Source organism: Pauljensenia sp. UMB3104 (assembly GCF_030217285.1).
Classification (GTDB): Bacteria; Actinomycetota; Actinomycetes; order Actinomycetales; family Actinomycetaceae; genus Pauljensenia.
Map to the genome: position 1 here is coordinate 1 of NZ_JASONN010000504.1, position 245 is coordinate 245.

At 66.1% G+C, this 245-nt stretch carries 1 protein-coding gene; it reads right to left on the minus strand.

Features of this window, described 5'->3' with window-relative positions:
- Positions 1-245 (minus strand): HAD-IC family P-type ATPase (locus QP415_RS12570; protein WP_285100294.1); only part of this gene is annotated, 245 nt, incomplete at both ends.

Here is a 245-nt window from a genome sequence, read left to right on the forward strand (position 1 = left end):
GGCGTAGGTGGTCTTGGCCAGGAACAGCGAGGATACGCGCTCCATGTTGGCGATAATGCGGCGGCCCTCCGACAGGACCCCCGGCAGCACGGAGAACTTCGAGTCCACGAGGACGATCTGCGCGACTGCCTTCGTGGCCTGCGTGCCGTTACCCATCGCAATGCCCAGGTCGGCATCCTTGAGCGCGAGTGCGTCGTTCACACCGTCACCCGTCATGGCGACGCAGTGGCCGCGTGCCTGCAGCG